Raw genomic sequence first — 26,351 nt, forward strand, 5'->3', positions numbered from 1 at the left:
TCGGGAGCGTAACTAGCCTGGCCAGGTGCCCGACTCCCCCGAGCTGGTGAGAGCCAAGGCGACGCTGCGCACACCACTGCTGGCCGGCCGCGCCGGCCGGACGGCGCAGGCCCGGGCGGGCGCCGCCGACGCCCTCGCCGACGTCCTGGCCGCGCACCTGCCGGCGGACGGCGTCGTCGCCGCCACCGTGCCGCTGGCCGAGGAGCCGGGGCACGGCCGACTGCCCGCCGCGCTGCCCGGGCGGGTGCTGCTGCCGGTGGTGCCCGCACAGGGCCGGCAGCTGCACTGGGGGTGGTGGTCGGGGGCGCTGACCGTCGGCCGGTTCGGTCTGCTGGAGCCGCCGGGCACGCCGCTGCCGCCCGCGACGCTGGCCGCCGCGGACGTCGTCCTGGTGCCGGCGCTGGCCGTGGCGGCCGACGGCACCCGGCTGGGCCGCGGCGGCGGCTGGTACGACCGGGCGCTGCCGCACGCCCGCCCGGACGCGCTGCTGGTCGCGGTGGTGTTCGACGAGGAGATGGTGGACGAGCTGCCCTCCGGCGAGCACGACCACCGGGTGTCCGCGGTGGTCACCCCGGGCGGCGGCTGGCGTCCCCTGCGCTGATCAGCCGCCCCGTGCGCCTCATGAGACAGTGACCGGCGTCTCCGGGCGACCGCCCGCAGCGTCGTCGCAGTAGGAGCACCGTGTCACCCGAGATCATCTCCATCCTGGCGCTCGTGGCGATCTTCGCGATCGCCACCGCGCTGCCCATCAACATGGGGGCGCTGGCCTTCGTGGCGGCGTTCCTGGTGGGCACGCTGGCGGTGGGGCTGTCGACCGACGACATCATCGCCGGGTTCCCGGGCGGGCTGGTCCTGACCCTGATCGGGGTCACGTACCTGTTCGCGATCGCGCAGAACAACGGCACGGTCGACCTGCTGGTGCGCGGCGCGGTCAAGCTCGTCGCCGGCCGGGTGGCCTTCATCCCGTGGGTGATGTTCGCCGTCACCGCGGTGCTGACCGCGATCGGTGCGCTCTCCCCCGCCGCGGTGGCGATCATCGCGCCGATCGCCCTGGGCTTCGCCGCCAAGCACCGGATCAACCCGCTGCTGATGGGCATGATGGTCGTGCACGGCGCGCAGGGCGGCGGCTTCTCGCCGATCAGCGTCTACGGCGTCACCGTGAACGGGATCGTCGACGACAACGACCTGCCCGGCAGCCCGCTGACCATCTTCCTGGCCAGCCTGCTGTTCAACCTGGCGATCGCCGTGGTGCTGTTCCTGGTCTTCGGTGGGCGGCAGCTGATGGGACGCCGGGTCGGCGACGAGGTCGAGGCCGAGGAGCGCGCGCTGGCCGGCACCGGCGACCGGAGCAGCGTCGTCCGTGGGCACGGGACGGCGGCGTCCGCCGACACCGACACCCGCACCGACACCCGCACCGTCCGGGCCGGGGTGACCGCCGAGCAGGTGCTGACCCTGGTCGGGCTGGTCACCCTCGCCGTCCTGGCGCTCGCCTTCGACCTGGACATCGGCTTCGTCTCGATCACCATCGCCACCGTGCTGGCGCTGTTCTCCGCCGCCCGGCACAAGGGCGCGGTCATGCAGATCAGCTGGTCGACGGTGCTGCTGATCGCCGGCGTGCTGACCTTCGTGTTCGTGCTGCAGGAGGCCGGCACCATCTCCTACGTCGGCGAGGGAGTGACCGCGCTGGGCAGCCCGCTGCTGGTCGCCCTGCTGCTGGCCTACATCGGCGCCGTGGTGTCCGCGTTCGCCTCGTCCACCGCGATCATCGGTGTGGCCATCTCGCTGGCCGTGCCGTTCCTGCTGGCCGGGGAGATCGGCGCCGTCGGGGTGGTCGCCGCGCTGGCGGTCGCCTCGACGATCGTCGACGTCAGCCCCTTCTCCACCAACGGGGCGCTGGTGCTCGCCAACGCCCAGGACATCGACCGCGACCGCTTCTACAAGCAGATGCTCGGTTACTCCGGTGTCGTCGTCGCCGTCGGGCCGCTCGTGGCCTGGCTGGTGTTCGTCGTGCCCGGCTGGATGTAGGGAAAGAGGAACCGTGACCGGACCCCTGGACGGCGTGCTCGTCGTCGACCTGACCCGCGCGCTCGCCGGGCCGCACGCCGGGATGATGCTCGGCGACCTCGGCGCGCGGGTGATCAAGGTGGAGAGCCCCGGCAGCGGGGACGACAGCCGCGGCTGGGGGCCACCGTTCGTCGACACCCCCGAGGGCCGGGAGTCCACCTACTTCTTCTCCGCGAACCGGAACAAGGAGTCGATCACCCTCGACCTCAAGGACGACGGCGACAAGGCGCTGCTCACCGAGCTGGTGCGCCGCGCCGACGTGCTGATGGAGAACTTCCGGCCCGGCACGCTGGCGCGGCTCGGGTTCGGCACCGACGTGCTGGCCGAGCTCAACCCGCGGCTGGTGCAGCTGTCGATCAGCGGCTTCGGCCACGACGGCCCGGAGGGGCAGCGGGCCGGCTACGACCAGATCGCCCAGGGCGAGGCCGGCCTGATGTCGCTGACCGGCTCGGGCCCCGAGGACCCGCAGAAGGTCGGCGTCCCGATCGGTGACCTGCTGGCCGGCATGTACGGCGCCTACGGCGTGCTCGCCGCGCTGCTGGAGCGGGAGCGCACCGGCCGCGGCCAGGTGGTGCGCACCTCGCTGCTGGCCGCCGTCGTCGGCGTGCACGCCTTCCAGGGCACGGCGTACACCGTGGCGGGGAAGGTCAACCGCGGGCAGGGCAACCACCACCCCTCGATCGCGCCCTACGGCCTGTTCCGCTGCGCCGGCGGCAGCGTGCAGCTGTCCTGCGGCAGCGAGGGGCTGTGGCGCCGGCTGTGCACCGAGTTCGGCTTCGACCCGGAGGCACCCGGCCTGGCCACCAACGGCGAGCGGGTGGGCAACCGCGACCGGGTGATCGAGCTGCTGGAGACGGCCTTCGCCGACATCCCCGCCGAGGAGCTGCTGGCGCGGCTGGCCGCGGCGGGGGTCCCGGCGGGCAAGGTGCGCACCCTGGACGAGGTGTACGCCTGGGAGCAGACCCTGTCCCAGGGCCTGGCGATCTCGGTCGACCACCCGACCGCCGGGCCGCTGACCCTCCCCGGCCCCCCGCTGCGCTTCTTCGCCCCGGGCTCGGACGGCGAGGTGGAGACCACCCGGCGTGACCACACCCCGCCGCCGGTGCTCGGCGCCGACAGCGAGGCCATCCGCGCCTGGCTGCAGCGCGCCGAGGGCGTTCCCCAGCCCGACGGCGAGGGCGGCGACGTCGAGGACGGGCACGCGACGTGAGCGCCCGCCGGCTGGACGCCCGCTCGCTGCGCGACCTGGTCCTGGACCCGGGCTCGTGGACCTCGTGGGACACCCCCGTGCCACCCCGCGCGGTGGACGACGACTACGCCGCGGAGCTCGCCCGGGCCGCGGAGAAGAGCTCGCAGGACGAGGCGGTCGTCACCGGGGAGGGCCGGCTGCGCGGGCGCCGGGTGGCCGTCGTCGCCGGCGAGTTCAGCTTCCTGGCCGGGTCGATCGGGGTGGCCACCGCCGAGCGGCTGATGGCCGCGGTCGAGCGGGCCACCGACGAGGGGCTGCCGCTGCTGGCCGCCCCCGTCTCCGGGGGCACCCGGATGCAGGAGGGCACGGTCGCCTTCCTGCAGATGATCGGCATCACCGCGGCGATCGCCCGGCACAAGGAGGCGGGGCTGCCCTACCTCGTCTACCTGCGCGGCCCGACGTTCGGCGGCGTCCTCGCCTCCTGGGGGTCGCTGGGGCACGTGACCATCGCCGAGCCCGGTGCCGCGGTCGGCTTCCTCGGGCCCCGGGTCTACGAGGCGCTGTACGGCGAGCCCTTCCCCGAGGGCGTCCAGACCGCGGAGAATCTGGCCGCGCACGGGCTGATCGACGGCGTCGTCCCGCACGAGGAGATCGCCGACGTCGCCGATCGGGCGCTGCGGGTGCTGGCCGCCCGGTCCACCTGGCACCGGCAGGGCGAGGTGGAGGGGCCGGTCGCCGGGGACGGCACCGACGCCGACGACCCGGAGGACGGCCGCAGCGCCTGGGACGTCGTCACCGCCTCGCGCCGTCCGGACCGGCCGGGGGTGCGGCAGCTGCTGCGCACCGCGGCCACCGACGTCGTCACGCTCAACGGCACCGGCGCCGGCGAGTACGACCCGGGGCTGCTCATCGCGCTGGCCCGCTTCGGCGGCGCCCCCTGCGTGGTGCTCGGCCAGGACCGGCGCGGGCAGTCGCTGTCGGCCCCGCTGGGCCCGGGCGCGCTGCGCGAGGCCCGGCGCGGGATGCGGCTGGCCGCCGAGCTGCGGCTGCCGCTGCTCACCCTGATCGACACCCCGGGCGCGGCCCTGTCGGTGGCCGCCGAGGAGGGCGGGCTGGCCGGGGAGATCGCCCGCTGCCTGCAGGACCTGGTGATGCTGGAGGCGCCGACGCTGGCGGTGCTGCTCGGGCAGGGCACCGGCGGCGGAGCGCTGGCCCTGGTGCCCGCCGACCGGGTGCTGGCCGCCGCCAACGGCTGGCTGGGCCCGCTGCCACCGGAGGGCGCCTCGGCGATCGTGCACCGCACCGTCGACCGCGCCGACGAGCTGGCCGCCTCGCAGGGCGTGCGGGCCACCGACCTGTGGCGGGACGGCATCGTCGACCGGGTGGTGCCCGAGCGGCCCGACGCCGCCGACGAGCCGGTGGAGTTCTGCCGGCGGCTGGGCCGGGTGCTCGCCGAGGAGCTGGCCGGGCTGCTGGGCCGGGACGACGTCGAGCGGATGCGCGCCCGCACCCGCCGCTGGCGCCACCTGGGCCGCTGAGCGCCCGCAGCTCCGACCAGTCGGAGGACCACGTCCGGGGTGTCGTACCGGCGGGACAGGATGGCCGGGTGGACCCTCGACCGATCCGCCGGGTCAAACCCGACCGTGCCGCTCCCCCGCCGTCCGCCGAGCAGCGGGGCCGGTGGCCGCTGACCGTGCCGGCCGTGGCGCAGCTGGTCGACGAGGGGCTCGAGCTGCCCGCCGGGGCGCTGGTCCTGGTCGGGGAGAACGGGTCGGGCAAGTCGACGGTGATGGAGCTGCTCGCGGTCACGCTGGGCCTGAACCCGGAAGGTGGATCGGCCAACGTCCGGCACCGCACCCGGGCCAGCGAGCCCGAGTCGCTGGGCCTCGTCGTCGAGCGCAGCCCGGGAGCGTCCCGCTGGGGGTACTTCCTGCGCGACGAGACGCTGCATGGTCTGTACAGCTACCTGGAGCAGGTGGGCGGCGACCGGGCGTTCCACGAGCTGTCGCACGGGGAGGCGTTCCTCGAGGTGCTCACCAGCCGGGCTGCCGGGAAGGGCATCTACCTGCTCGACGAGCCCGACGCCGCGCTGTCCTTCGGCGGCAGCCTGGCGCTGGTGTCCCACCTCCTCGCGCTGGTCGACCGCGGCGCTCAGGTCGTCGTCGCGACGCACTCCCCCGTCGTGGCCGCGCTGCCGGGCGCGACGCTGCTGGAGGTCGGCGAGTGGGGCATGCGGCCGGCGGTCTGGTCGGAGCTCGAGCTCACCGAGAGCTGGCGGCAGTTCCTCGGTTCCCCCCGAGTCGTTCCTGCGCCACCTGCGCTGACCGGGCTGGTCAGCCGGCCTCGGGCACCCGCAGGGTGTGGTCGGGGTCCAGCCGGTCGAGGACGGCGGTCAGCGCGTCCTCCAGCGCGGCGGTCTGCTCCGCGGTCAGCGCCGCGAACAGCCCCTCCTTGACCGCGGCGACGTGGCCCGGGGCCACCCGCGTCACGACGTCCCAGCCGGCGTCGGTGAGCACGGCCAGGTTGCCGCGCCGGTCCTCGGCGGCCTTCTCCCGACGCACCCAGCCGCGCTCCTCGAGCCGGGCGACGGTGTGCGAGAGACGGCTCTGCGACTGGTTGGCGGTGCGGGCCAGGTCGCTCATCCGGCGGCTGCGGTCCGGTGCCTCCGACAACATGGCCAGGACGACGTAGGCGGCGTGGGTGAGGCCGGCGTCGCGCTGCAGCTGGGCGTCCAGGGTGCGCGGCAGCAGTTCGGCGACCGCGAGCCAGGCGCGCCACGTGCGCTGCTGCTGCTCGTCGAGCCACGGGGAGGACACCGCCGAACGTTAACCCGGGTGCGCGGTACGGCAGCCGCCGTCCCGGTCGACGGCCTGCCACACTCCGCTCGTGCCGGCCCGGGCGGCTCCCCACTCGGAGCACTCACGTGCCCTCCGCCGGGCCCTCCGGCACCTCGCATCGGTGACCGGGCTGGGGGTGGCCGTCTCCCTGGTCGGCACACCCCTGGTCATCGCGTCCTCGTTCGGGGGGACGACCCACGTGCTGATCGCGCTCGGGCTGCTGACCGTGGCCGCGGTGGGGCTGGCCATCGGGCTGGACCGGGTGACCGGCCCGGACGACGCCGACTCGACCGGCTCGTTCCTGCGAGGGCTGTCCGTCGGCGTCCTCGGGACAGGAGGCGCCGCGCTGTTCGGCGTCGCGGTGCTGCAGGCGGACCTGCGGGCGGTGCTGCCCGATCCGCTGCTCCTCGCTGCCGCGGCACTGCCCTTCCCCGTCGTGGCGGGGCTCCAGTGGCCCGGCGTGGTCCGGCGCGGGACGACGCTCGTGCTGCTCATCGGCGCAGGCGCCTCGGTCGCCACCTGGTACCCCGACGCCCGGCAGGGCTGGCAGGACGACCGGGTGCTCACCGAGGTCGGCACCCTGTCCCGGCCCTGGGTCACCCAGGTCGACGGGTTCCGGGGACAGTCGCCGCAGCACACCGGCAGCGAGCTCATCGTGACGCCCTACGTCCCGGTGGACGGCGGTCCCACGGAGGGGTTCGAGCTCTTCCGGGACGCCTCGACCGCCGTCCAGGGTGACCCGTGCACCGCCCGGACGGCCCCGGGCAGCACCATCGGCGAGACGGTGACGTCCTGCCGCCAGGTGGCCCCGGACCGCTGGTCGTACACGACCGCGTACTCGGAGGTGCTGCTCAGCCGGCGGGAGGCGGCGTGGGTCGGGGTCACCGCCGCGCCCGGCACCCCTCCCGGACTGCTGGACGCCGCGCTCGCCCCGGCCCGGCCGATGACCGAGGACGAGTACGACGCCTGGCTCGACGAGGTGCTGCCGGGCCCGAGGCCGTCCGGGACGTTCTAGCCGTCGTCCGGTCCACGGCACCACCGCACCGCGACGCGCACGTCACACTCACCCCCACCACGTGGACGTGACGGGCCCTCTCGGCGCATGATTGGCAGTCGCCGGGGCCGAGTGCCAGCCCGGCTCGGACCGTGACGAGGAGTCTCCAGCACCGTGCCCACCTACCAGTACGTCTGCAGCAACCCCGAGGGCAAGCACGAGTTCGAGGTCGTGCAGTCGTTCACCGACCCAGCGGTGGCCACCTGCCCGGAGTGCGGCGCACCGGTGCGCAAGGTCTACGGGTCGGTCGGCGTGGTGTTCAAGGGGTCGGGCTTCTACCGCACCGACAGCCGCAAGGCCGAGAGCTCGTCCACGGCCCCGGCTGCCGCGAAGAAGGAGTCCGCCGGCTCCGGCGGCAAGGAGTCCTCCGCCAGCAGCTCGTCGACCACCAGCTCCTCGTCCTCGGCGACCTCGTCGACCACCAGCAGCACGGCCGCCGGCTGACGGCACGGACGGCGGCGCTGCCCTGCCGACGGTCCACAACCTGACCCGCTGTCCACGACCTGGCCGGCGCCCAGCCGCTGAACGCCGGCCGCCGCGACCCTGGCGGCATGCCCCGACTGCGTCGTCCCCGCTCCCCGGTGCGGCTGCTGCGGCAGGTGGCCGCGGCCGGTCTCGCCTGCCTGGCCCTGCTGCTCGCCCTGCGACCGCCGGCGCCGGCCGCCGGCGCCCCGATCGCGGGCCCGACGGTGCCCGTGGTGGTCGCCGCCGCTGACCTGGCGGCCGGTCAGGTGCTCACGGCCGACGACGTGCGGCCGGAGCAGCTGCCCGCCGACCGGGCACCGGACGGCGTGAGCACCGACCCGGCCGAGCTCGCCGGACGCGTGCTGGCCGCACCGCTGCGGGCCGGTGAGCCGATCACCGACGTCCGGCTGGTCGGCCCCGGGTTGTGGGCGGCGGTGCCCGACGGGCAGGTCGCGGCTCCGGTCCGGCTGGCCGACCTGGCGGTGGCCACGCTGTTGCGCGCCGGCGACCGGGTCGACGTGCTCGCAGCCGCGGGCGAGGTGGCCGCGCCGTCGGTCGAGGTGGTCGCCTCCCGTGCCCTCGTGCTGACCGCCCCGGCGCCGGACGGCCAGGCAGGGGCCGGTGACGCGGGCCTGCTGGTACTGGCCGTGCCGCCGGACACGGCCGCCGCGCTGGCTGCTGCCGCGGCGGCGGGCAGCCTCACCGTTACCCTCGGCCGGCCGTGATCACCGGGCCGCCGGGGGCGGCCGCACGAGTCGAGGAGTGCCGACGTGCTCAAGGGCTTCAAGGGCTTCCTGCTGCGCGGGAACGTCGTCGACCTGGCGGTCGCAGTGGTCATCGGCGCCGCGTTCACCGCCGTGGTCACCTCGTTCACCGAGTCGTTCCTCCGCCCGCTGATCGGGCTGGTCGGCGGGGGCGGTGTCCAGGGCGGCACGTTCGAGGTCGACGGGCAGCTCTTCACCTGGGGCGCCTTCGTCAACCAGGTGATCACCTTCCTGATCACCGCGGCGGTCATCTACTTCGTGGTGGTGCTGCCCATGAAGACGCTGCTCGAGCGCCGCGAGCGGGGCGAGGAGGCCGAAGTACTGCCCACCCAGACCGAGCTGCTCATCGAGATCCGCGACCTGCTCCGCGCCCAGCACGCGCCCGAGCAGCCCACGCCCGAGACGGAAGCCCGCCACCGCGCCTGACCCGCGAGGTCGCGGCTGGCTCGGCCTCGTCCAGAGGCTCGCCCCGAGCTGGCGAGGGGTGAGGAGGACGAGGTCCTTCGTCAGTCGCTGCCCCAGTGCGGCGGGCGGTCCTCCAGGTAGCGGCGGTCGTCGTCGTCCGGGTCGGTCAGCCGCTCGCCCCAGCCGACGTCGCTGTCGTCGGGTGCCCGCTCGGGCCGTGGTGCGGCAGGCGCGCCGGGGTGCTGTTCGTGCTCTGACACGCCACGAGGGTAGGCAGGTCAGCCGATCGGCTGGCCGAGCCCGTCGAGCACCTCGGCGCCCGGCAGCCCGGCGAGCACGGCACCGGGGACGGCGAGCTTGCTGCCCCGGGTGCCCGAGCCGATGACGACGAGCTCGCTGGCGGCCACGGCGGCGTCGACCAGCACCGGCCAGGACGCCGGCAGCCCCACGGGGGTGATCCCGCCGTAGGCCATGCCGCTCTCGGCGACGACCACGTCCTGCGGGGCGAAGGAGGCCTTGCGGGCCCCCAGGTGCCGCCGGACCAGCCCGTTGACGTCGGCCCGGGTGGTGGCCAGCACGAGGCAGGCGGCCATCGTCGTCTCCCCCGACCGACGCGCGGCGACGACCACGCAGTTCGCCGAGGCAGCCAGTGGCACCGAGTAGGCCTCTGTGAACGCGGCGGTGTCGGCGGCGTCGTCGTCGATCTCGGCCACCCAGACGGGAGCGGACAGCGTGGGCACGGCCGCGGCCACGGGCGCGCCGAGCAGGTCCAGCCGGTCGACGGCCGGGAGCCAGGAGAGGGTGCCGAGCTGAGGGGCGGGGTCGGGTGCGGCCATGCCGACGATCGTCCGACACGGCCGGGGCGCGCGCCGGGCGGGGGTGCCCGGGAGCGCACGGGTCAGCCTGGTGGGCGGCCCGGCGCCGGGAGAGGATGGCCGCCATGATCGGTCAGCTGCACTCCGTGGTCATCGATGCCCCCGACGCGCACGCCCTGGCGACGTTCTACGCCGGGCTGCTCGGCATGGAGGTCAAGGGCGAGCCCGGCGACGACTGGGTGGTGGTCACCGGCGCCGGGTACCGGATCGCCTTCCAGCAGGCCCCCGACCTGCAGCCGCCGGACTGGCCCGACCCGAGCCGGCCGCAGCAGTTCCACCTGGACATCCGGGTCGCCGACGTGGACGTGGCCGAGCCCCAGGTGCTCGAGCTGGGCGCCCGCCGGCTGCCCGGTGGCGGCGGGGACTTCCGGGTCTACGCCGACCCGGTCGGACACCCGTTCTGCCTGGTCTGGGACGCCGCGTGACCCCGGACCTCACCACCGCCAGTGCGTTCGTCGCGGCCACCGGCCTGGAGCTGGTCGAGGTCACGGGCACCCGGGTCACCGGGCACGTCGACGTCGGGCCGGAGCACCACACGCCCTGGGGGGTCGTGCACGGCGGTGTCTACTGCTCGATCGTGGAGGGCGCCGCCAGCGTCGGGGCGAGCACGGCGGTCGCCGAGCGAGGCCAGTTCGCGGTGGGCGTGAACAACAGCACCGACTTCCTGCGTCCGATGACGGCCGGCCGGCTCGACGTGCTCGCCGAGCCGGTACAGCAGGGGAAGACGCTGCAGTTGTGGCTGGTCACCCTCACCCGCGAGGACGGCAAGATCGTCGCCCGGGGACAGGTGCGGCTGCAGAACGTGTCGCTGCCGCAGGCGTGACGGCGTCGGTCGAGCAGGCCGTCACCACCGCGGTCGCCGTCGCCCGGCGACACGGCGTCCCCGTCGCCGAGCCGGCGCTGCTGTCCTGGGGCGTCAACGCCGCGGTGCACCTGCGCCCGGCGCCGGTGGTGGCCCGGGTGGCCGTGTACACACCGCTGCTCCGTCCGCAGATCCGCGACCCGTTCACCCGGGAGGTCGCGCTCGCCGCGGCGCTGACCGCGGCGGGGGCGGCGGTCGTGCCGCCGTCGGACCTGCCGCCGCCCGGCCCGCACGAGCACGACGGGCGCACGGTGTCGTTCTGGCGACATGTCGACGTGTTGCCAGAGCGACCGACCGCGGAGCAGGCCGGCCGGTCGCTGGCCGAGCTGCACGAGGTGCTGGGCACGCTGCCACCGTTGTGGACCGGCTCCCCGCTGGACCGGCCGCTGGACGACCTGGCGGAGTTCGTGGCCACCGGTGCCGGACTGGGCGCCGACCCCGCGCGCCGGACCGGGCCGGGGCCCTGCCGGCCCCGGTCCGAGGCTCGCCGCGAGCTTGCGAGTGGTGAGGAACGGGGTCCTTCTGCTGCTGGTCACCGGCGAGGGGCTGCGCTGGACCGACCTCGAGGACACCTCCCGGGGCCCGCGGGGCTGGGACCTGGCCAGCCTGCGCGCCACGGCCCGCCTCGACGGCCGGGCAGCGCTGGACGCGATGCCCGACCCGGTGGACGACGCCGAGCTCGCGCCGTTCCTCTGGCTGCGGAAGCTGTACGCGGGAGCCTGCTGGTTCGTGCACGCGGCGCGTGAGCCCGCCGAGCTCCCCGAGGCGCGACGGCGGCTGGCCGCCGCGGTCGGGGAGGTCGGCGCGGGTCTGCGGTGACGCCCGGGTCAGTCCTTCAGCGCCGCTATCTGGATGAGGTTGCCGCAGGTGTCGTCGAAGACGGCCGTGGTCACCACGCCCATGTCCGCCGGCGGCTGGGTGAACCGCACGCCCAGGCCGGTCAGCCGCTCGTACTCGGCCGACACGTCGTCGACGGCGAAGGACGTGAACGGGATGCCGTCGGCGACGAGCGCCTGCTTGAACGGCCGCGCCGCCGGGTGCTCGTCCGGCTCCAGCGAGAGCTCGACGCCGTCGCGGTCCTCGGGTGAGACGACGGTGAGCCAGGAGTGCTCCCCCAGGGGGATCTCCCGCTTGGGCTCGAAGCCGAGCACCTCGGTGTAGAAACGCAGCGCCTTGGCCTGGTCATCGACCATCACGCTCATGACGTTGACCCTCATGGGTCCTCCTCCGGGTCCGGGACCGGCCACCGGCGGGTGATCTCGCCCAGCGGCGCGGTGTCGAGGTGGTGGAACGTGTAGCGGCCCGCCCGCCGCCTGCGCACGAGCCCCGCGGACTCGAGGACGTCGACGTGCTGGGAGACCGCCTGCCTGCTCGACCCCATGCCGTGCTTCGTGGCCAGCCGGGAGCAGAGCTCGAACAGCGTCTGCCCGTCCCGGTCCGTGAGCTCGTCGAGGATCGCCCTGCGCGTGGGATCGGCGATCGCCTTGAACACGTCACCCACGGGACGACACGTTAGGCAAGCAGCGACTTGCCTGTCAACGGGTCCCGCGCCGGAGCCCCGCCGGGACCGCGTCCGGGTCGAGCACGACCCGGAACAGCGCGCGCGGGTCCTGCAGGGTGGCCGGTGGCCGGGCCGCCGAACGCGGCACCACCGACTCGAACCGGGCCGGACGGCGGTGTGGCAGCAGCTCCCGGCCGGCGAACGCGTAGTCGCCGACCACCTCACCGAGCAGCAGCCCGGCGCCGTGCTCGATCGGCAGGCCGACGAGGTCACCGGGGGCCACCTCGTCCAGGAAGGTGGACAGCTGGCGCAGGTCCTTGGCCGGACGGCGGCCGGACAGCTCCTTGGACAGCGCCCGCAGCTCGGCCGGCGACTGGCCGGTCGCGTCGACGTCGATGCCGGACTGGGTGCCCAGCCCGACCACCCCGGTGGCCAGCGCCGCGCCCAGCTCGTTGTGCGCCCGCGGCCGCACCACCCACACCGGCACGCCCTCCGGCGGGGGCGCCGGCGGGACGTCGTCCGAGCCGGGCCACAGGTACGGCAGGTCGTCGGGGTCGTCGGGGAACCGGGCGCGGTAGAAGCCGGGGTCCTTGGCCAGCAGGTTCGACCGGTGGGACAGGTGCAGCTGCTCGTCGCCGACCCAGCTGGGCAGCAGGCCGGCGTCGGCCGCCTCCTGCTGGGTCAGCCGGGCGGCGTCCGGGGCGAACTCGGCGATCAGCGCCTCGGTGGTGTCTGCGAAGCCGCGCTCGCGCCAGACCCGCACCATCGCCAGCGAGTAGACGACCAGGCCGGCGGTGTGCCCGCGCCACATGGTCACCACCGGGTGGTTGGCCCAGCCGTAGTCGGGCAGCTCGAGTGCGCGCAGCACCTGCAGGCACTCGACCCGCTGCTTGCCCAGCCGCGGGTTGTCCAGGAGCCGGGCGGACTCGGTGAAGTCGGCGGCCGGCAGGAACGTCTGCATCGCCGCCTTCCTGCCCGCAGCGGCGAGCAGCCAACCGCCCGGCGACCCGGGGGCCGAAGTCGCGACCTCGGCCCTTCAGGACTCGAGCTGGCCCAGCGCGGACTCCCAGCGGGCGCGGCGCTCGGCGTCGTCCTGCTCCCACCAGGCGGGGCCGCGCTCGCCGAGGCCGGTCTTGGCCAGCTGCACCCGGGCGCGGGCGGCGGCCACCGCTCCGTCGTCCCCGCGCGACGTGCGCACCGCCGACCGGGCCACCCCGAGGTGGTGCAGCAGCCTGGCCCGGACGTCCTCGGGAAGGGCCGGGTCGGCGGTCCGCCACCGCCGGCCGTCCACGACGATCCAGCGGCCGTCGTCGGTGCGCTCGACCTCGCGGCTCATGCCAGCCGGCGCGCCAGCTCGGGCAGCACCGCGCCCAGCGGGGCATCGACCTTGAGCGATGCCTTCGCGTCCCCGCGGGTCGGGCCGGAGTTCACGATGGCCACCGGGATGCCGCGCTTGGCGGCGGCGATGACGAACCGGTAGCCGCTCATGACGGTCAACGACGAGCCCAGCACCAGCAGCGACCGGGCCTGCTCGACCAGGGTGAAGCAGCGGTCGACCCGGTCGCGCGGCACGGTCTCACCGAAGAAGACGACGTCGGGCTTGAGCGGGCCGCCGCCGCAGGCGAGGCAGTCGACCATCACGAAGCCGTCGAGCGCCTCCTCGGGCAGCTCGACGTCGCCGTCGGGGTTGACCTCGTCGGTGACGTCGGGGCGGAAGCCGGGGTTGACCGTGCGCAGCCGGCGGTCCAGCTCCGCGCGGGATGCCACGTCGTCGCAGGCCAGGCAGACGGTGCGGTCCAGACCACCGTGCAGCTCCAGCACGTCGCGGGCGCCGCCGGCCTGGTGCAGCCCGTCGACGTTCTGGGTGATCACCTCGCCCACCGCGCCCGCCTGCTGCAGCGCGGCGACGGCCCGGTGGCCGGCGTTGGGCCGGGCCTCGGCGATCTGCCGCCAGCCCACGTAGCTGCGCGCCCAGTAGCGGTGCCGGCCGCGCGGGTCACGGGTGAAGGTCTGGTAGGTCATCGGCGTGTGCCGGCGCAGCGAGCCGGTGGCGCCGCGGTAGTCGGGGATGCCGGAGTCGGTGGAGAGCCCGGCGCCGGAGAGGACGAGGGCCCCGCCGTCGGCGAGCAGGCCGGCGAGCTCGGAGAGGCCCTCGACGGTGGGGGTCGCTGCGGTCACTCCCCCATCGTCCCTGCCGGAGCGCGGACGTGCCGCGAGCGCGGGCAGCCGGTGTGTAGCCGGCGGCCTCCCGGGTCACCTCTCTCCCGACACCCGTCCGCGAACCAGGAGGCCGACCGTCGCCGGTTGCCCGCTCCACCGCTCCCCCACCTCCCGGCCGGCCACCCGGTGACCGGCTGGTGGTGGGACGTCCTCGGCCTGGCGATCGTGGCGTTCGCCGTGGTCGACGAGGGGCGGACGACGCTGGCGGTGGCCAGCGGTCCCGGCCCGCTGACCCAGCTGATCACCCGGGCCGCCTGGCGGCTGACCCGGCGGCCCGCCGTGGCGGACGCGGCCCTGGTGCGCTTCGTGGGTGGCCCCGGGCCCATCCTCGTCGCCGCGACCCTCGGGTCCTGGTTCACCCTGCTCTGGATCGGTTGGTCGCTGGTCTTCCTCGGCGGCGACGAGGCGGTGGTCGGCTCTTCCAGCGGAGCGCCGGCCTCGGTATGGGAGCGCTTCTACTTCGCCGGCTACAACGTCGCCACGCTGGGCAACGGCGGGTACCAGCCGGCCGGGGCGGGGTTCCAGCTGGCCACCATGGCCGCCGCGCTCAGCGGGATGCTGCTGATCACCCTCGGGGTCTCCTACCTGACCTCGGTGATCTCCGCGGTGGTCGGCAAGCGGAGCTTCGCCGCCCAGGTCACCGGGTTCGGCAGCACCGGCACGGAGATGGCCACCGGCCTGGTCACCCCGGGGACGACGGTCCCGGCCGTGGTGTCCCTCTCGGCGCTGTCGTCGACCCTGACGACGCTCAGCCAGCAGCACCGGGCCTATCCGCTGCTGCACGCCTACCGCCCACGCGCCGCCGAGCTCGGCACCGCACCAGCGGTCGCCGTCCTGCTCGACGCGGTGCTGGTGCTCTCGTCGGCGGCCGACCCGGCCGCCCGGGTCCCGCCGGGCCTGCGCCGATCGGTCGTCTCCGCCGTGCAGCAGTACGTCGCGCACGCCCCGGTCGCGGGCGGCGAGCGCGCCCCGGCGGCGCCGGCGCTGGACCCGGCGGAGATCGGTCGGGCGGGGCTGCCGGCCGACTCGGTGCAGCTCGGCGTGCTCACCGCGGAGCACGCCGAACTGCGCGACGAGCTGTCCCGACGGATCGGGGCGGCCAGCTACCGCTGGCCCGGTGACGACCACTCGTGGTCCTGACCCGGAGCCGGGATGCGGCTGCTCAGCCGGCGAGCGACTGCTCCAGGCGGGTCAGCATCGCGTCCTGGATGCGGGACAGGCCCTTGGGCGCGAATGTGCGCTCGAAGAACCCGCCGATGCCGGTGGCGCCGGTCCAGGTGGTGCGCGCCCGCACCGTGCTGACCCCGGCGTCGGCGGCCGACACCGTCCAGGTGGTCACCATGGTCGAGTTCGTGTCGGTCTCCACGAGCGTGCCGTCGGGCTGCTCGGTGACGACGACGTCCTGCTCACGCACCCGCTTGGACGTCGCCTGCAGCCGCCAGTGCACCTTCGTGCCGGCGCCCTGTCCGCCGGCGTCCACCCGGTACTCGCTGTACTGCTCGGGGAGCACCGCGGGGCGCGTGGTGGTGTAGTCGGCGAGCGCGGAGCGGACGACGTCCGCCGGTGCCCGCACGACCCGTTCGGTGGTGGCGACGACCTGACCCATGCCGCCCATCCTGCCCGACCGGCTCAGGCCTGCCCCTCCTCGGTGTTGAGGTAGGAGCAGCGGAACCGGGCACCGGCCATCGCCTCGGTGAAGCGGGCCTCCCACATGGGGTCGTTCGCCGGGAAGGTGTCGAACACCCGCTCCTCGAGCACCTCCGGGCGCCCGTCGAGGCCGGGGCAACTGCGCCGTAGCAGCACCCGGGTCACCCCGTCGACCTCGTCGTGCGCGGCGCCCCAGCGGGCGGCGGCGACCGCCTGCTGCTGCCAGGCCCGCTCGCGCGGGGGCAGCGGACGGCCGATCGCCGGCCGTGGCTTCGGCACCGAGACGGCCCAGGCGACGATCGCGGCCAGCAGCAGGAGCAGCAGCGCAGCCGCCAGGATGCCGACCATGCCCAGCACGGTAACCCCCGGACGGCTCAGCCGGGCACGGTCTCCGGCAGGTGCACGGCGGCGACCCGCTCCTCGATCCGCCGGCGGGTCGCGGGGTCGAAGGCCTGGGCGAAGCGCTCGCGCGGGCGGTACCGGAGCGGGCCGACGTTGTCGCCCTTCCAGTGCTCGAAGTCCTTGATCAGGCCACGGGCGGCGGTGGCGCGGCCATCGACCATCGCCGGGGTGTACTCCAGCCGGACGACGTCGCAGGCCGACCGCAGCGTGGGCTCGGGGTGCTGCGCCAGGTCGGCGTACGAGACGACGTGGTGGCCGGGCCGGTCGCGGTGGGCAGCGGTGATCTCGACACACTCGGTCCACAGCTCCAGCGCCTGGTCCACCGAGTACGTGCTGCCCCACCCGCCGGCCACGGCGCAGAGGCTGGTGACCACGTCGGCGCCGTCCCGGAGGATGTGCAGGAAGCGGGCGCCGGGGACGAGCTGCTCGATCAGGTCGATGGCGTAGAGGTTGGCCGGGGTCTTCTCCACCCAGGCGCTCGCGCCCGCGGCGAGGGTCACCTCGTCCGCGGTGGCCACGAACGCCTCCGCCGTGCCGTGCACGGTCGGCGGCACCGGCCAGGACATCCCGGGCCGGCCCAGGAAGCCGGCCACCTGCGGCAGGTCAGCGGCCAGCTCAGCGCTGATCACCCCCTGCTCGGCCCGCACACCGCCGGCCCGCAGCCGGTAGAAGAAGTGCGTCTCCGGGAACGAGTGGACGCCCGGGTGCGCGGCCAGGAAGGACTGCAGGAGCGTGGTGCCCGAGCGCGGGCAGCCGACCACGAACAGCCGCTGCAGCTGCGGCGGGCCACTGCTGACGGCGGGTGTCGTCGGAGGCACCGGGGCAACCTAACCCCGGCTCCGCGCACCCGCCGTCCGGCACCGGTCAGACGTCGGCCGGGGCCTCGGCGAGCCGGTGGGCGCCGCAGTGGCAGCCGGGGTTGCGGGCCGAGAGCACCAGGGACACCGCGTGCGCCCGGTCGCGGGCACCCAGCTTGCGCAGGATGGCCTTGACGTGGGACTTCACCGTGTCCTCGGAGATGAAGAGGTTCTTGCCGATGGCGCGGTTGGACTGGCCCTGGATGAGCTCGTCGAGGACGTCGGACTCGCGGCGGGTCAGCGGCACCTCGGGGGTCAGCTCACGCGACACCGGCACCTCGGCGCCCTCACCGCGACGGATCTGCGGGTCGACCACGGTGCGGCCGGCGCGAGCCGCCAGCACCGCCCAGCCCAGCAGGGTCGGCGAGGTGTTCATCAGCAGGTAGCCGCGGACGCCGGCGGCCAGGGCCTCGTTCACCACGGCCGGGTCCTCGGAGGTGGCCAGGGCGACGATCGCCAGCTGCGGGAAGCGACGGCGCAGGTCGCGGCAGGCGTTCAGGGTGGCGGCCCGGCCGGTGCCCAGCTCCACCACGACGGCGTCGGGGCGGGCGGACTCGGCGAGGGTCAGCGCGCGGCGCGGCTCACCGGGGGTGCCCACCGCCTGCATGCCGGCGGTCTCGTTGATCATGCCGATCAGCCCACGGCGCAGGACCGGGGCGTCGGCGAGGATCAGGACGCGGGTGACGCCGCGGGGGGTGCTGGCCATCGGGGTGGACACGTTCGGACTCCGCTCACTGAGGGTCATCGACTGACAACCAGTAGATCGACCGGGTGAACGGAGTCCTTGAGGACTTTCTGTGTACGACCTGCACGTTCGTCGACGGTCTCCGGCGGGGGGCCGGCGCGCGGCGTCGCTCAGCGTGCGCCGGCCCCCCGGCCGGACCGGGCCGCGGGGTCAGTCGCCGGCGGTGAGCAGCGCGGCGAACCGGGCCAGGTAGAGCGGCCACCCGGCGTCGTCGGCCACGCCGTCACTGACGGCCGGCCACCCCTCGCCGTGCCGGTCGAGGTTGCGGTGCTCCACCGTGACCCTCGTGCGGTCCGGCCCCTCCGCGACGAACCGGACCTCGACCTCGCTGGCGCGCTCGGGGTCGGTCTCCACCTGCCACTGCGGGCTGATGTCCCAGCTGAACACCACGCGGTGCGGCGGCTCGTGCACCAGGACCCGGGCCCAGCGGCACTCGCTGCCGTCGGCGGCCCGGTCGATGATCGCGCCGCCGACCCGGGGTTCGAGGACGGTCTCGACGACCGGGGCGCCGAGCAGGTTGTGCTCCGGCGGCTTGAAGTCGCCGAACCGCGTGGTGAAGACGGTGAAGGCCCGCTCGACCGTCGCCTGGACGACGATCTCGCGGCGGACCACCACAGCAGCTGCCTGGGTCATGACTTCTCCTCGGTCGGTTGTTCGGCGATGTCCTGGTAGCCGTGCAGGGCCCGCTGCCAGAACGTGTCGAGCTGATCCCGCAGCGCGCCCAGGCCCTCCGGGCTGAGCCGGTAGACCCGGCGGGTGCCGACCGCGCGGTCGGTGACGAGGCCGGCGTCCTTGAGCACCCTGAGGTGCTGGGATACCGCGGGACGGCTGATCGGCAGCTCGTCGGCGAGCTCGCCGACGGCCCGGGGCCGCTCGGCCAGGGACGTCACGATCGCCCGGCGGGTGGGGTCCCCGAGGGCCTCCCACCCATCACCGGGTTGGTAAGTGGGCACGAACGTAAGCTACGACTTACGGATATGCCCGGTCAAGGCGCTGCAGTGCGGCGACCCGCCAGATCGGGCTCCGGTGGCTGCCGGTCAGCGCCAGGCCGCACTCGGCGAGCACCGCGAGCATCTGCGCCGGCGGGTGCGCGAAGGCCCGGTAGTCCCGGTCGGACGCCCGGGCGGCGAGGTTCTCCGCACCCGTGGCCGCCCGGGACAGCAGGGTGCGCGGCGGGTGGCTGAAGACCAGCTGCTGGCGGGCGTGGTCGGCGGCCGCGCCGAGCAGCGCGTCGACGTCGGGGTAGCAGCAGACCACCCGGTGCAGCACCACGACGTCCGCCGGCTCGACGGCGGCCGGGTCGGCGGCGATGTCGACCAGCCGGCGGCGCACCCGCCCGGTCATGCCGGCCTCGGCGATCAGCGCCGTCGCCTCGGCGTCGTAGGACGGCGAGAGCTCCAGGTTGGTCGCCGAGGCCGCGCCCCGTCGCAGCAGCTCGAGCTGGATCTCCCCGACCCCGCCGCCGATCTCCAGCACCGTCGCACCGTCCACGCCGCGCTCGGTGAGCAGCTCCACCATCGCCCGGGCGGTGCGGTCCAGTCCGCGCCGGCGGTAGCGGTCGGCCCGCCGCCGGGCGAACCGGGCGTCGAACACCTGGTCACAGCCACGGGGGTCACAGCAACCGGCCATCCGCCCACCCTGACACCGGAGCCTCCGCCGTGGGGCCTGCTCAGGGACGCGGGTTCGTCCGGGTCCAGCCGCGCTCGTCCCGCCGGGCGCCGGTGCCGGCCCGGCAGCGGCGGCAGACGTCCGCCACACCCTCGGCATGCCGGCCGGACTCCGGCTGGACGTCGGCCCAGCTGACGTGCGGGAACCGGGCCAGCCGAGAGCGGTACAGCGAGAGCCCGCACACCGTCTCGTTCCGGCCGCGCTCCCAGGCGTGCACCTCACCCGCGGGATAGCGGATGCCGTCGTCCGGGTCGACCCACTGGTCGGCGGCCGCCACCGCCGCGCTGCGCACTGGCATGCACCGGCGGCTACCCGCCGACGCGGGGCGTCACGCGAGGCTCAGCCGCGCCGGAACCGGGCCGGCCGGCGCACCGTGTCCGCGCCCGCCCACCGGGTGGGGCCCCAGGTCACCTGGTCCGGAGCGGGCAGCGGCAGCGGGTCGCCGTGCGAGGTGATGTCCAGGCGGCTCAGCCGGCCGTCCTCGACGAACAGCAGGACCCCGCCCACGGGCGCCCCGTCAGCACCGACGACCGTCCCCTCGACCGGTGCCGGGCCGCTGGCCGGGGCGGCCGGCACGTCATCGGGCACCTGCAGGTCGAGCGTCCCGCACCCGCAACGGCAGCCCGGCGTGGAGGTGGCCCGGGCCACCTGGGCGCGCAGCTCGGCGACGCCGAGGAAGTCGTGGGCGAGGAGCGCGTCGAGCAGGGCACGCGCGTCGTCGGTCAGCGGCCTGGGGCTCCGGTCGGCGCGCGGCCCGGCATCAGCAGCGGTCATGCCCCCAGTGTCGCCCGCGCCCCGACCGGCGACGGACGGGCCCTCGAGGTGCCCCCGGCAGGATTCGAACCTGCGGCACACGGTTTAGGAAACCGATGCTCTATCCCCTGAGCTACGGGGGCTGCGGCGGCGCTGGTCGCACCGCCACCGGGCCGCTGCGCGCCGGCCCGGTTGCCGTCGAGAGGGTATCGGACACCACGAGGGGCTCGACGGCACGCGCCGTCGAGCCCCTCGGGTGATCCGGTGACGCAGGTCAGCTCTGCAGGGACTCCACGAAGTCCGGGTTCTCCTCGAGCCAGGCGTCGACGGCCTCGGCGTACTGGCCCTCGCCGTACTCGTTGACGACCATGTTCTCCAGCGAGCCGTACTGCTCGTCGGTCAGCGTCGCGTTCTCCATCATCGACGCCACGTCGGCGCAGTCGTCGGAGAAGCCCTCGCGAGCCAGGGTGTGCAGGCCCTCGGCCTCGCCCAGCGCGCCCTCGGGGTCGGCGAGGTCCTTGATCGGGAACTCGCTGTTGGCCCAGAACGGGCGCCACAGGGTGACGACGATGTCCTCGTTGGCGTCGGTCGCCGCCTGCAGCTCGGCCAGCATCGCCGTGGTGGAGGACTCGACCAGCGTGTAGTCCTCCTCCAGCCCGTAGGTCGGCATGACGCTGTCCTTGGTGGTCGCGGTCAGGCCCGCGCCCGGCTCGATCCCGACGATCCGGCCGTCGAACATCTCGGCGTTGCCGGCGAGGTCGGCGATGGACTCGATGTCGGTGTACTCGGGGACGGCGAAGGTCAGCACCGCGCCCTCGTACCAGGCGCCGAGGTCCTCGACCTGGTCGCCGTACTCCTCCATGTATGCCGCGTGAGTGACCTCGGACCAGGCGGACGGGTAGACGTCGACGTCCCCGCCGGCCAGGCCGGCGTACAGCGGAGCCGCCTCGGAGATCTCGGTCATCTCGACCTCGACCCCCTGCTCGGCGAGGACCTCGTTCCACAGCCAGGCCATGCTCAGGCCGTCGGTCCAGGACGGGATGAAGCCCAGGTTCACGGTCTCGCAGGCACCGCCGGACGACGTCCCGCCGCTGGCAGTGGTGTCCTCGTCACTGTCGCTGCCGCACGCGGTCGCGGTCAGGGCCACGGCGGCGAGGCCGGCGGCCAGGCGGGTGCCTCGGGTGGTCAGGTGCTTGTTCATGCGGTCGTTCCTCTCCTACATCTGGTGGCGGTCGACTGCCCCGCGCACCGTTGGCGCTCCGGCTCCGCGGCGACGGCCCGGGCGGGCCGCGCCGATCGACTACCGGGCAGGTCGGTTCGGTGGGTCCTGGTCGGGCCCGACGGGCATGGCCGCACTGGCGGACCGGCCGCTGGCGGCGAAGCCGCCCTTCGCGACCGTCCCGCCGCGGCTGAGGAAGGACGGGATGCCGGACAACCGCCCCCGCCGCTGACCGAACGCGCCGGTCAGCCGGTCCAGGTAGATGGCGAGGACGACCACCGAGAGGCCGCCCTCGAAGCCCAGCCCGACGTCGAGCCGGGAGATGCTGGTGACGACCACGCCACCCAGGCCCGCCGCCCCGATCAGCCCCGCGATGACCGCCATGGAGAGCGCCAGCATGATCACCTGGTTGACGCCGGCCATGATCGTGGGCAGCGCGAGCGGCAGCTGGATGCCGCGCAGGATCCGCCCGGGCGGGCTGCCGAAGGCGTGCCCGGCCTCCACCAGCTCCGGGTCGACCTGTCGGATGCCCAGCTCGGTGAGCCGGACGGCCGGCGGTGCGGCGAAGATGATCGTGGTGACGACGCCCGGCACGAGGCCGATGCCGAAGAAGGTCACCGCGGGCACGAGGTAGACGAAGGCCGGCATGGTCTGCATGAAGTCGAGCACCGGCCGGAGGGCGGCACTGACCCGGTCACTGCGGGCTGCCCAGACCCCGATCGGGATGCCGATTGCCACCGCGATCAGCGCGGACACCAGGACCAGGGCCAGCGTCGCCATGGCTGGCTCCCACATCCGCATGCTGATCAGCAGCAGCAGGCCCAGCAACGAGACGACGGCGAAGCGCACCGACCGCACCACGCCACCGAGCACGGCCAGCAGCACGGCCAGCAGGATCGACGGAGGGAACAGCAGGGCGTCGCGCAGTGCCTCGACCCCGGTCTCGGTCCCGGCGCTGATCGCATCGAAGAGCGGCTCGAAGTTGTCGGTCACCCAGTCGAACCCGGTGTCGACCCAGTCGCCGACCGGGATCTGCGGCAGGGCACCGTCATCGGCGGCTCGGAACACGGTCTCAGCCACGGACGGCCTCCTTCGTCGCCAGCGCGGTCGCACCCGCCGGGTGTAGGGACTCGGGGACGGCGGCCGGCGCCGGGCGCGGCACGCCACCCAGTGCAGCCAGGACGGCGCCACGGGGCACCACCCCGAGCAACCGGCGGTCGTCGTCCACGACGGTCACCGGCACCTCGTCCTGGGCGGCGGGCGCGAGCAGGTCGCTCAGCGTGGTCGTCGTCCGGACCTCGACCGGCGGCAGCAGGGCCACCCCGGCCAGCGACGGCGCCCCGACCGCGGCCGCCGCGCGGACGGCGTCCTCGGTGGCCACGCCGGCCACCCGGCCGTCGCCGTCCCCGACGAGGACCGACCCAGAGCGGTGGTCGTGCATGGTCTGCAGCACCTGCGCGGGCGCGGCCGTGGGGGCCACGAGCGCCGGTGCCCCGACCATCACGTGCCGGGCGGTGAACACCCGGCCGCGGTCGACGTCGGCGAGGAACTGCCGGACGTAGTCGTCGGCCGGGGTCTCGAGGATCTGGTCGGGCGTGCCGATCTGCACGATCCGGCCGTCCCGCATGATCGCGATCCGGTCACCCAGCCGCATGGCCTCGTTGAGGTCGTGGGTGATGAAGACGATGGTCTTGCCCAGCGATGCCTGCAGCTCCAGCAGCTGGTCCTGCATCTCCCGGCGGATGAGCGGGTCCAGCGCGCTGAACGCCTCGTCCATCAGCAGCAGGTCGGTCTCCGCGGCGAGCGCGCGGGCCAGTCCGACCCGCTGCTTCATGCCTCCGGAGAGCTGGCCGGGCTTCTGGTCGGCCCACTGGTCCAGGCCGACGAGCGCGAGGGCTTCCCGCGCCTTGGCCCGGCGGGTGGCGCGGTCGACCCCGCGCACCTCGAGGGCGTAGGCGGCGTTGTCCAGCACGCTGCGGTGCGGGAAGAGCGCGAAGTGCTGGAAGACCATGCTCATCCGCTCCTGCCGGAGCCGGCGCAGGCCCTTGGCGTCCAGGGCGGTCAGCTCGGCGTCCCCGACCCGGACGGTGCCGGCCGTCGTCTCCAGCAGGCCGTTGAGCATCCGGAGCAGGGTCGACTTGCCGGAGCCCGACAGCCCCATGACCACGAAGATCTCGCCGGGCTCGACGCTGAAGGTCGCGTCGATGACGGCCGGCGTCGCGCCGCTGCCTCGCACCTCTGCGACGGAGGCACCGTCCTGGAGCCGGCGCACCGCGTCTGCGGTGCGCCGGCCGAACACCTTGAACAGGCCTTCGGCGTGTACGGCGGGCACGGGACCACCTCTCGTTCAAGTTCTCGGACCCGGCGGCAGGGCAGCGCGCGAGGGAGCGCACGCTGCGCCGCGGGTGGCAGCTGACGAGCTGCAGCGCTCGGTCGCGGCGCCACGAGGTGTGTGCACACGTCTCGCGGTGCGCCGCCGGTGAGCGGGAGAAGGGCGGGTGCGGACCCGCTCTCGTCTCGGCTTCCAGCACGTTAACAGCCCACTCGCCCCAGAAATTGTGGAATGCCCGTCCCGCACCATTCCGTTACTCGGTCGTGATCCAGGTCAATGGTGGCGGAGAACACGATCCGAGTCCTCCCCGCGGCCCACGACCATCGCCCACACACGCTTGAGCTGCGAGAACTTCCCGGGCGACCGACGTCGCCCATGCGACGACGCACACCCGCAGAATGTGGAGAATGTGTCACTGGATCTTCACGAGATCTACATGTACACCGCGCTGGACCCATTTCCGCCACCGCTGTGGCACATTCCGGGCGAATGCCGGCCACCACTTCCGTCGCGGTGTGCGGAGCGGCGGGGGGAACGTCCCCGACCCGCCACGCGTGGGTAGGGATGCGGGCGACGACGTGTCGCAACCGTTACCTTGTCGAAGCACGTACGAGCCCCGGCAACGGCGCCGGAGGCGCGGGAGGTGGAGAGCACAGATGGACATCACGGTGGTCGACGTCCCCGAGCGCGGGCGCTTCGAGATCCGGGACGGCGACCGTGTCGTCGGCCTGGCCAGCTACCACGTGGACGGCGACGTCATGACGCTGCCGCACACCGAGGTCGACCCGTCGATGGGCGGCCGGGGCCTGGGCACCCAGCTCGTCGCCGGCGTGCTCACCGCCGCCCGGGAGCGGCAGCTGCACGTGCTGCCCTACTGCTCCTTCATCCGCAAGTACCTCCTCGACCACCCCGAGCAGCTCGACCTCGTCGCCGAGGCCGACCGCCCCACGTTCGGCCTGGCGCCCGCCCACAGCTGATCCACCCAGCGGCTGATCACCCAGCGGCAGCGGCCGGGGCTTCCTAAGCTCGGCCGGGTGCCCACCGCGCTGCTCTGGTTCCGCCGAGACCTGCGCCTGGGTGACCACCCAGCACTCCTCGCTGCCGTCGACGCCGCCGGGCCCGGGGGCAGCGTCGTCCCGGTCTTCGTCTTCGACGACCGGCTGTACGGACCCTCGGGGCAGCCACGGCGGCGGTTCCTGCTCGACTGCCTGGCCGAGCTGGACGCCTCGACCGGCGGTGCCCTGGTGACCCGCACCGGCGACCCGGCCGTCGTCCTCCCCCGGCTGGCCGCCGAGCTGGACGCCGCCGGCGTGCACGTCACCGCCGACGCCGGCCCGTACGGACGGCAGCGCGACCAGGCGGTGGAGCGGGCGCTGGGCGACGTCCCGCTGGTGCGCACCGGTTCGCCGTACGCGGTCGCGCCCGGCCGCGTGGTCAAGCGCGACGGCACGCCGTTCCAGGTGTTCACCCCGTTCGCCCGGGCCTGGCGGGAGCACGGCTGGCACTCCCCCGCCGTCCGCCCGGACGCCGTCCCGTGGCAGCACGGTGTGCGCTCCGACGACCTCCCGCCGCGACCGGACCTGGGCGACGTGCAGTTGCCCCCGGCCGGGGAGGCGGCGGCGCTGGCGGCCTGGCACCGGTTCCGCGACGAGCGGCTGCTCGGCTACGACGAGGGCCGCAACACCCCGGGCACGAACGGGACGAGCCGGTTGTCGGCCTACCTGAAGTACGGCTGCATCCACCCGCGCACCCTGCTGGCCGACCTGGCTGCCGAGCAGGGCTCGGAGTCGGTGCGCCGCTACACCGACGAGCTGGCCTGGCGCGACTTCTACGCCGACGTCCTCTGGCACCGCCCGGAGTCGGCCCGTGTGTACCTCAAGCCCGAGCTGCAGGGCATGGGCTACGACACCGGGCCGGACGCCGAGGAGCTGGTGCGCGCGTGGCAGACCGGCCGCACCGGCTTCCCGATCGTGGACGCCGGGATGCGGCAGCTGCTCGGCGAGGCCTACGTGCACAACCGGGTGCGGATGATCGTCGCCTCGTTCCTGGTCAAGGACCTGCACCAGGAGTGGACGCTGGGCGCGAGGTGGTTCATGCAGCACCTGGTCGACGGCGACCTGGCCAGCAACAATCACGGGTGGCAGTGGGTCGCCGGCACCGGCACCGACGCCTCGCCGTACTACCGGGTGTTCAACCCGGTCACCCAGGGCAAGAAGTTCGACCCGGACGGCACCTACGTGAAGCGCTGGGTGCCCGAGCTGCGCGACCTCGACCCGAAGCACGTGCACGAGCCGTGGACGGCGCCCGGCGGCGTCCCGGCCGGCTACCCCGAGCCGGTCGTCGACCACGCCCACGAGCGCCAGGTGTCCCTGGACCGCTACGCCGCCGTCCGCACTCGCTGACCCGCGGCCCTCTCGGCCCGCCGCCACCGCCGGGACCGGCCATGTTGGCCAACATGGCCGGTCCCGGCGGTACGGGGTGTCGGCTGGGTC

General features: G+C 74.6%; 34 protein-coding genes and 1 tRNA gene. 14 read left to right on the forward strand and 21 right to left on the reverse strand.

Translation table 11 applies throughout. The features are described 5' to 3' along the window. Nucleotides 1–25: 25 nt before the first annotated feature. The 4 genes from HLA93_RS00950 to HLA93_RS00965 all read left to right on the forward strand — a co-directional run bounded on the left by HLA93_RS00950 (nt 26) and on the right by HLA93_RS00965 (nt 4,791). A complete protein-coding gene (locus HLA93_RS00950; RefSeq protein ID WP_222192344.1) occupies nt 26–601 on the forward strand; it encodes a 5-formyltetrahydrofolate cyclo-ligase in 576 nt (191 codons plus the stop codon). A gap of 80 nt (nt 602–681) precedes the next feature. Next, a complete protein-coding gene (locus HLA93_RS00955; protein ID WP_222192345.1) occupies nt 682–2,025 on the forward strand; it encodes an SLC13 family permease in 1,344 nt (447 codons plus the stop codon). A 13-nt stretch (nt 2,026–2,038) separates the two neighbouring features. Next, nucleotides 2,039–3,274 (forward strand): CaiB/BaiF CoA transferase family protein, encoded by a 1,236-nt coding sequence (locus HLA93_RS00960; protein WP_222192346.1) that lies wholly within the window; start codon nt 2,039–2,041, stop codon nt 3,272–3,274. Further along, nucleotides 3,271–4,791 carry an acetyl-CoA carboxylase carboxyltransferase subunit alpha/beta gene (locus HLA93_RS00965; RefSeq protein ID WP_222192347.1) on the forward strand — a complete coding sequence of 507 codons (1,521 nt, stop codon included), beginning with the start codon at nt 3,271–3,273 and terminating at the stop codon, nt 4,789–4,791. Before HLA93_RS00960 ends, HLA93_RS00965 begins: the two co-directional genes overlap by 4 nt. 795 nt (nt 4,792–5,586) lie before the next feature. On the opposite strand, the gene HLA93_RS00970 is transcribed toward HLA93_RS00965, so the two are convergent. Continuing rightward, nucleotides 5,587–6,069, reverse strand: a complete 483-nt coding sequence (locus HLA93_RS00970; RefSeq protein WP_222192348.1) for a MarR family winged helix-turn-helix transcriptional regulator — start codon at nt 6,067–6,069, stop codon at nt 5,587–5,589. 142 nt (nt 6,070–6,211) lie between these two features. On the opposite strand from HLA93_RS00970, the gene HLA93_RS00975 reads away from it, so the two are divergent. The 4 genes from HLA93_RS00975 to mscL all read left to right on the forward strand — a co-directional run bounded on the left by HLA93_RS00975 (nt 6,212) and on the right by mscL (nt 8,799). After that, complete coding sequence (locus HLA93_RS00975) at nt 6,212–7,105, forward strand: hypothetical protein (RefSeq protein ID WP_222192349.1); 894 nt, start codon at nt 6,212–6,214, stop codon at nt 7,103–7,105. A 153-nt stretch (nt 7,106–7,258) separates the two neighbouring features. Continuing rightward, entirely contained in the window at nt 7,259–7,588 is a 330-nt protein-coding gene (locus HLA93_RS00980; RefSeq protein ID WP_222192350.1) for an FmdB family zinc ribbon protein, read from the forward strand. 107 nt (nt 7,589–7,695) lie between these two features. Beyond that, complete coding sequence (gene cpaB / locus HLA93_RS00985) at nt 7,696–8,334, forward strand: Flp pilus assembly protein CpaB (RefSeq protein ID WP_222192351.1); 639 nt, start codon at nt 7,696–7,698, stop codon at nt 8,332–8,334. 45 nt (nt 8,335–8,379) lie between these two features. Continuing rightward, complete coding sequence (gene mscL / locus HLA93_RS00990) at nt 8,380–8,799, forward strand: large conductance mechanosensitive channel protein MscL (RefSeq protein WP_222192352.1); 420 nt, start codon at nt 8,380–8,382, stop codon at nt 8,797–8,799. Nucleotides 8,800–8,879: 80 nt separating this feature from the next. Here mscL and HLA93_RS00995 read toward each other — a convergent pair whose 3' ends face one another. Both HLA93_RS00995 and HLA93_RS01000 read right to left on the reverse strand, forming a co-directional pair. Continuing rightward, nucleotides 8,880–9,038 (reverse strand): hypothetical protein, encoded by a 159-nt coding sequence (locus tag HLA93_RS00995; protein WP_222192353.1) that lies wholly within the window; start codon nt 9,036–9,038, stop codon nt 8,880–8,882. An 18-nt stretch (nt 9,039–9,056) separates the two neighbouring features. Further along, nucleotides 9,057–9,614 carry a YbaK/EbsC family protein gene (locus HLA93_RS01000; protein ID WP_222192354.1) on the reverse strand — a complete coding sequence of 186 codons (558 nt, stop codon included), beginning with the start codon at nt 9,612–9,614 and terminating at the stop codon, nt 9,057–9,059. A 95-nt stretch (nt 9,615–9,709) separates the two neighbouring features. Here HLA93_RS01000 and HLA93_RS01005 point away from each other — a divergent pair, with 95 nt between their 5' ends. From HLA93_RS01005 to HLA93_RS01015, 3 genes are all read left to right on the forward strand, one after another. Beyond that, nucleotides 9,710–10,078 carry a VOC family protein gene (locus tag HLA93_RS01005; protein WP_246625475.1) on the forward strand — a complete coding sequence of 123 codons (369 nt, stop codon included), beginning with the start codon at nt 9,710–9,712 and terminating at the stop codon, nt 10,076–10,078. After that, entirely contained in the window at nt 10,075–10,476 is a 402-nt protein-coding gene (locus tag HLA93_RS01010) for a PaaI family thioesterase (protein WP_222192355.1), read from the forward strand. Before HLA93_RS01005 ends, HLA93_RS01010 begins: the two co-directional genes overlap by 4 nt. A 543-nt stretch (nt 10,477–11,019) precedes the next feature. Next, nucleotides 11,020–11,334: a hypothetical protein gene (locus tag HLA93_RS01015; protein ID WP_222192356.1), complete on the forward strand. Its 315-nt coding sequence runs from the start codon at nt 11,020–11,022 to the stop codon at nt 11,332–11,334. An 8-nt stretch (nt 11,335–11,342) separates the two neighbouring features. On the opposite strand, the gene HLA93_RS01020 is transcribed toward HLA93_RS01015, so the two are convergent. The 5 genes from HLA93_RS01020 to HLA93_RS01040 all read right to left on the reverse strand — a co-directional run bounded on the left by HLA93_RS01020 (nt 11,343) and on the right by HLA93_RS01040 (nt 14,194). Beyond that, nucleotides 11,343–11,732 carry a VOC family protein gene (locus tag HLA93_RS01020; RefSeq protein WP_222192357.1) on the reverse strand — a complete coding sequence of 130 codons (390 nt, stop codon included), beginning with the start codon at nt 11,730–11,732 and terminating at the stop codon, nt 11,343–11,345. Then, on the reverse strand, nt 11,729–12,016 hold the full coding sequence (locus HLA93_RS01025; RefSeq protein WP_222192358.1) for an ArsR/SmtB family transcription factor: 288 nt from the start codon (nt 12,014–12,016) through the stop codon (nt 11,729–11,731). The genes HLA93_RS01020 and HLA93_RS01025 overlap by 4 nt, the downstream gene beginning before the upstream one ends. 34 nt (nt 12,017–12,050) lie before the next feature. After that, nucleotides 12,051–12,977, reverse strand: coding sequence for an MSMEG_6728 family protein (locus HLA93_RS01030; RefSeq protein ID WP_222192359.1), 927 nt, complete (start codon nt 12,975–12,977; stop codon nt 12,051–12,053). Between the two features lie 75 nt (nt 12,978–13,052). After that, nucleotides 13,053–13,352, reverse strand: coding sequence for a biopolymer transporter Tol (locus HLA93_RS01035; protein ID WP_222192360.1), 300 nt, complete (start codon nt 13,350–13,352; stop codon nt 13,053–13,055). Next, nucleotides 13,349–14,194, reverse strand: coding sequence for an NAD-dependent protein deacetylase (locus HLA93_RS01040; RefSeq protein ID WP_222192361.1), 846 nt, complete (start codon nt 14,192–14,194; stop codon nt 13,349–13,351). The genes HLA93_RS01035 and HLA93_RS01040 overlap by 4 nt, the downstream gene beginning before the upstream one ends. Nucleotides 14,195–14,320: 126 nt before the next feature. Between HLA93_RS01040 and HLA93_RS01045 the strand changes: the two genes are divergently transcribed. Beyond that, complete coding sequence (locus tag HLA93_RS01045; RefSeq protein ID WP_222192362.1) at nt 14,321–15,376, forward strand: ion channel; 1,056 nt, start codon at nt 14,321–14,323, stop codon at nt 15,374–15,376. 22 nt (nt 15,377–15,398) lie between these two features. Here the strand turns inward: HLA93_RS01045 and HLA93_RS01050 are convergent, their stop codons facing one another. The 13 genes from HLA93_RS01050 to HLA93_RS01110 all read right to left on the reverse strand — a co-directional run bounded on the left by HLA93_RS01050 (nt 15,399) and on the right by HLA93_RS01110 (nt 23,859). Further along, nucleotides 15,399–15,842 carry an SRPBCC family protein gene (locus tag HLA93_RS01050; RefSeq protein ID WP_222192363.1) on the reverse strand — a complete coding sequence of 148 codons (444 nt, stop codon included), beginning with the start codon at nt 15,840–15,842 and terminating at the stop codon, nt 15,399–15,401. A 23-nt stretch (nt 15,843–15,865) separates the two neighbouring features. Further along, on the reverse strand, nt 15,866–16,231 hold the full coding sequence (locus HLA93_RS01055; protein WP_222192364.1) for a hypothetical protein: 366 nt from the start codon (nt 16,229–16,231) through the stop codon (nt 15,866–15,868). 26 nt (nt 16,232–16,257) lie between these two features. Further along, nucleotides 16,258–17,103: a sulfotransferase family protein gene (locus tag HLA93_RS01060; RefSeq protein ID WP_222192365.1), complete on the reverse strand. Its 846-nt coding sequence runs from the start codon at nt 17,101–17,103 to the stop codon at nt 16,258–16,260. Between the two features lie 46 nt (nt 17,104–17,149). Continuing rightward, the gene (locus HLA93_RS01065) at nt 17,150–17,860 is read right to left on the reverse strand and encodes a response regulator transcription factor (RefSeq protein ID WP_222192366.1); all 711 of its coding nucleotides are present in this window, start codon (nt 17,858–17,860) and stop codon (nt 17,150–17,152) included. Nucleotides 17,861–18,037: 177 nt separating this feature from the next. Further along, nucleotides 18,038–18,520, reverse strand: coding sequence for an SRPBCC family protein (locus HLA93_RS01070; RefSeq protein ID WP_222192367.1), 483 nt, complete (start codon nt 18,518–18,520; stop codon nt 18,038–18,040). After that, nucleotides 18,517–18,840: an ArsR/SmtB family transcription factor gene (locus tag HLA93_RS01075; RefSeq protein ID WP_222192368.1), complete on the reverse strand. Its 324-nt coding sequence runs from the start codon at nt 18,838–18,840 to the stop codon at nt 18,517–18,519. The genes HLA93_RS01070 and HLA93_RS01075 overlap by 4 nt, the downstream gene beginning before the upstream one ends. 16 nt (nt 18,841–18,856) lie before the next feature. Further along, a complete protein-coding gene (locus HLA93_RS01080; protein WP_222192369.1) occupies nt 18,857–19,516 on the reverse strand; it encodes a class I SAM-dependent methyltransferase in 660 nt (219 codons plus the stop codon). Nucleotides 19,517–19,556: 40 nt separating this feature from the next. After that, nucleotides 19,557–19,853 (reverse strand): hypothetical protein, encoded by a 297-nt coding sequence (locus HLA93_RS01085; RefSeq protein ID WP_222192370.1) that lies wholly within the window; start codon nt 19,851–19,853, stop codon nt 19,557–19,559. A gap of 41 nt (nt 19,854–19,894) precedes the next feature. Continuing rightward, complete coding sequence (locus HLA93_RS01090) at nt 19,895–20,329, reverse strand: hypothetical protein (RefSeq protein ID WP_222192371.1); 435 nt, start codon at nt 20,327–20,329, stop codon at nt 19,895–19,897. A 49-nt stretch (nt 20,330–20,378) separates the two neighbouring features. Then, nucleotides 20,379–20,451 (reverse strand) — tRNA-Arg (locus HLA93_RS01095). A 131-nt stretch (nt 20,452–20,582) separates the two neighbouring features. Beyond that, a complete protein-coding gene (locus HLA93_RS01100; RefSeq protein WP_222192372.1) occupies nt 20,583–21,509 on the reverse strand; it encodes a glycine betaine ABC transporter substrate-binding protein in 927 nt (308 codons plus the stop codon). Nucleotides 21,510–21,608: 99 nt separating this feature from the next. Then, the gene (locus HLA93_RS01105) at nt 21,609–22,607 is read right to left on the reverse strand and encodes an ABC transporter permease (protein ID WP_222192373.1); all 999 of its coding nucleotides are present in this window, start codon (nt 22,605–22,607) and stop codon (nt 21,609–21,611) included. Continuing rightward, a complete protein-coding gene (locus tag HLA93_RS01110) occupies nt 22,600–23,859 on the reverse strand; it encodes a quaternary amine ABC transporter ATP-binding protein (protein WP_222192374.1) in 1,260 nt (419 codons plus the stop codon). The genes HLA93_RS01105 and HLA93_RS01110 overlap by 8 nt, the downstream gene beginning before the upstream one ends. Nucleotides 23,860–24,515: 656 nt before the next feature. On the opposite strand from HLA93_RS01110, the gene HLA93_RS01115 reads away from it, so the two are divergent. Together HLA93_RS01115 and HLA93_RS01120 are read left to right on the forward strand one after the other, a co-directional pair. Continuing rightward, nucleotides 24,516–24,836, forward strand: coding sequence for a GNAT family N-acetyltransferase (locus HLA93_RS01115; RefSeq protein ID WP_222192375.1), 321 nt, complete (start codon nt 24,516–24,518; stop codon nt 24,834–24,836). Between the two features lie 57 nt (nt 24,837–24,893). Then, complete coding sequence (locus HLA93_RS01120; RefSeq protein WP_222192376.1) at nt 24,894–26,261, forward strand: cryptochrome/photolyase family protein; 1,368 nt, start codon at nt 24,894–24,896, stop codon at nt 26,259–26,261. Nucleotides 26,262–26,351 lie beyond the last annotated feature (90 nt).

The organism is Modestobacter italicus (assembly GCF_019799965.1).
In the GTDB taxonomy this organism is placed as follows: Bacteria; Actinomycetota; Actinomycetes; order Mycobacteriales; family Geodermatophilaceae; genus Modestobacter; species Modestobacter italicus_A.

Excerpts from the sequence above, each read along its gene's own strand:
- cpaB (WP_222192351.1), top strand. The coding sequence starts at position 7,696 with ATGCCCCGACTGCGTCGTCCCCGCTCCCCGGTGCGGCTGCTGCGGCAG.
- HLA93_RS01000 (WP_222192354.1), bottom strand. The coding sequence starts at position 9,614 with ATGGCCGCACCCGACCCCGCCCCTCAGCTCGGCACCCTCTCCTGGCTC.
- HLA93_RS01005 (WP_246625475.1), top strand. The coding sequence starts at position 9,710 with ATGGCCGCCATGATCGGTCAGCTGCACTCCGTGGTCATCGATGCCCCC.
- HLA93_RS01020 (WP_222192357.1), bottom strand. The coding sequence starts at position 11,732 with ATGAGGGTCAACGTCATGAGCGTGATGGTCGATGACCAGGCCAAGGCG.
- HLA93_RS01030 (WP_222192359.1), bottom strand. The coding sequence starts at position 12,977 with ATGCAGACGTTCCTGCCGGCCGCCGACTTCACCGAGTCCGCCCGGCTC.
- HLA93_RS01035 (WP_222192360.1), bottom strand. The coding sequence starts at position 13,352 with ATGAGCCGCGAGGTCGAGCGCACCGACGACGGCCGCTGGATCGTCGTG.
- HLA93_RS01050 (WP_222192363.1), bottom strand. The coding sequence starts at position 15,842 with ATGGGTCAGGTCGTCGCCACCACCGAACGGGTCGTGCGGGCACCGGCG.
- HLA93_RS01055 (WP_222192364.1), bottom strand. The coding sequence starts at position 16,231 with ATGGTCGGCATCCTGGCGGCTGCGCTGCTGCTCCTGCTGCTGGCCGCG.
- HLA93_RS01070 (WP_222192367.1), bottom strand. The coding sequence starts at position 18,520 with ATGACCCAGGCAGCTGCTGTGGTGGTCCGCCGCGAGATCGTCGTCCAG.
- HLA93_RS01080 (WP_222192369.1), bottom strand. The coding sequence starts at position 19,516 with ATGGCCGGTTGCTGTGACCCCCGTGGCTGTGACCAGGTGTTCGACGCC.
- HLA93_RS01085 (WP_222192370.1), bottom strand. The coding sequence starts at position 19,853 with ATGCCAGTGCGCAGCGCGGCGGTGGCGGCCGCCGACCAGTGGGTCGAC.
- HLA93_RS01090 (WP_222192371.1), bottom strand. The coding sequence starts at position 20,329 with ATGACCGCTGCTGATGCCGGGCCGCGCGCCGACCGGAGCCCCAGGCCG.
- HLA93_RS01100 (WP_222192372.1), bottom strand. The coding sequence starts at position 21,509 with ATGAACAAGCACCTGACCACCCGAGGCACCCGCCTGGCCGCCGGCCTC.
- HLA93_RS01115 (WP_222192375.1), top strand. The coding sequence starts at position 24,516 with ATGGACATCACGGTGGTCGACGTCCCCGAGCGCGGGCGCTTCGAGATC.